Annotated in this window: 1 protein-coding gene and 4 pseudogenes; 2 read left to right on the top strand and 3 right to left on the bottom strand. The window is 31.2% G+C overall.

Annotation, left to right across the window (positions count from 1 at the left end):
- A pseudogene (locus tag BIY23_RS05280) lies at positions 1–234 on the top strand (ribonuclease D); the annotation flags it as partial.
- A 33-nt stretch (positions 235–267) separates the two neighbouring features.
- Here the strand turns inward: BIY23_RS05280 and BIY23_RS05540 are convergent.
- Both BIY23_RS05540 and BIY23_RS05135 read right to left on the bottom strand, forming a co-directional pair.
- Positions 268–399, bottom strand: a complete 132-nt coding sequence (locus BIY23_RS05540; protein WP_261722513.1) for a hypothetical protein — start codon at positions 397–399, stop codon at positions 268–270.
- A gap of 109 nt (positions 400–508) precedes the next feature.
- Positions 509–682 (bottom strand): annotated as a pseudogene (locus tag BIY23_RS05135) (transposase family protein); the annotation flags it as partial.
- Positions 683–732: 50 nt separating this feature from the next.
- Between BIY23_RS05135 and BIY23_RS03440 the strand changes: the two are divergent.
- Positions 733–1,149 (top strand): annotated as a pseudogene (locus BIY23_RS03440) (CHC2 zinc finger domain-containing protein); the annotation flags it as partial.
- A gap of 244 nt (positions 1,150–1,393) precedes the next feature.
- Here the strand turns inward: BIY23_RS03440 and BIY23_RS05535 are convergent.
- Positions 1,394–1,702: pseudogene (locus BIY23_RS05535) on the bottom strand (IS5/IS1182 family transposase); the annotation flags it as partial.

Here is a 1,702-nt window from a genome sequence, read left to right as displayed (position 1 = left end):
ATTTTGGATAGTAAATGTAGAGACAACGATATATCAAGAAAATTAGTAATATCAAAAGAAGATATGGCTAAATCTATGTCTGGATGTACAGATACTTTATTCAAGGGATGGAGATATGATTTTTTTGGTAAATCCATTAAGTCTTTTATAAATAATGACTCACAATTTAAAATTTCAATAACTAAATCTAGTGATAATATGATGCATCTTAAGAGTGAAGAATCAGTGTTATAAAGTTAACTCACAAATCTCTATTATACTGCTCAATTACCGAGAGAGATTTGTTGATGATAATTTTGTGCTGCTATCAAGCCGATTACTTCTAATTTTTAACATTTGCCTCAAACCTTGTTTATCAAGATTATTGATGAAATTACTCGATTTTTCATTATTAGGCATACACTACCCCATTTAATTTGTTTCACGTGCATTGTACACAAGACCCATTGCGAAATACCAAAAGAAGCAATAAGGATGAAATGAGTGCAAGAAAGAGTATTGAAGATTCAGCAATGATATTGAATCTCATATTGTGTTTCTTCTGAAAATTACGGTAAACATGTGACATAATTTTGAAAATCTTTATTTGCCTAATCTTATGTTCTCTTTTCATCCTTAATGATGCTAATTTCTTATTATGTTCTTTCTGCTCTGGTGTTAAAGGTTTCTTACGATACCTTTGTAGTTTTAGTCATTTCAATTACAATAAATTGTGTAACAGTTTTATAATTCATGGATTACATCAATTTAATCAAATCTAGGTTATTATTATCTGACGTAGTAAGTCAAAAAGTTAAACTAATAAGAAGAGGAAATAATTTTGTTGGTTTGTGTCCGTTTCATCGTGAAAAAACCCCATCTTTTTCAGTAACTGATACTAAGGGGTTATATTATTGTTTCGGTTGCTCTGCTCATGGAGATATATTTGAGTTTATTTCACAAACTGAAGGATTAAACTTTAAAGATGCAGTACAAAGGTTAGCATCTATTGCAGGAGTTGAATTACCTAAAAAAACCTACGTAGACACACACAACAAATTCTTTTCAATACTTGAACTAGCAGCAAATTGGTTTACACAGAACAATCGAGACGCAATGCATTATCTAAAACAACGTAGAATATCAAATGAAATAATTGAAGAATTTAAAANNNNAGTATAGCAGAAGAGAGCACATAATGAAATATGTACCCCAAATAATACATAGCAGAGCAGTGCTCAACACCCATCCATGCCACACTACCTTGACTATATCACATGTCAAAGGTACCATTAAACCCTAGCCCATTGTTCGATTGAATGCCACTGTTTAATTGAATACCATTAGACCCATTGCGAAATGCCAGAAGAAGAAATAAGGATGAGATTAGTGCAAGAAAGAGTATTGAAGGTTCAGCAATGATATTGAATCTCATATTGTGTTTCTTCTGAAAATTACGGTAAACATGTGACATAATTTTGAAAATCTTTATTTGCCTAATCTTATTTCATCCTTAATTTTTTATTACTGCTCTGGTGTTAAAGGTTTCTTACGATACCTTTTATAAGGAATAACAAGTTTACTCTGTAACTCTTGCCATCCTTGATATCCAGAATCTGCATACTTTATACTATTTTTAGGTAAAAACTTCTCTTGCNTCTCAGTTTTTACTGTGTGCGCTTTCTTTTTTCCAGAGAGAATAACTCTTCTTTTTCTTCTTCCA

Source organism: Wolbachia pipientis, assembly GCF_001752665.1.
GTDB lineage: Bacteria > Pseudomonadota > Alphaproteobacteria > Rickettsiales > Anaplasmataceae > Wolbachia > Wolbachia pipientis_A.
The sequence above is the reverse complement of the archived record's forward strand: the minus strand, read 5'-3'. Positions and strand labels throughout refer to the sequence as shown.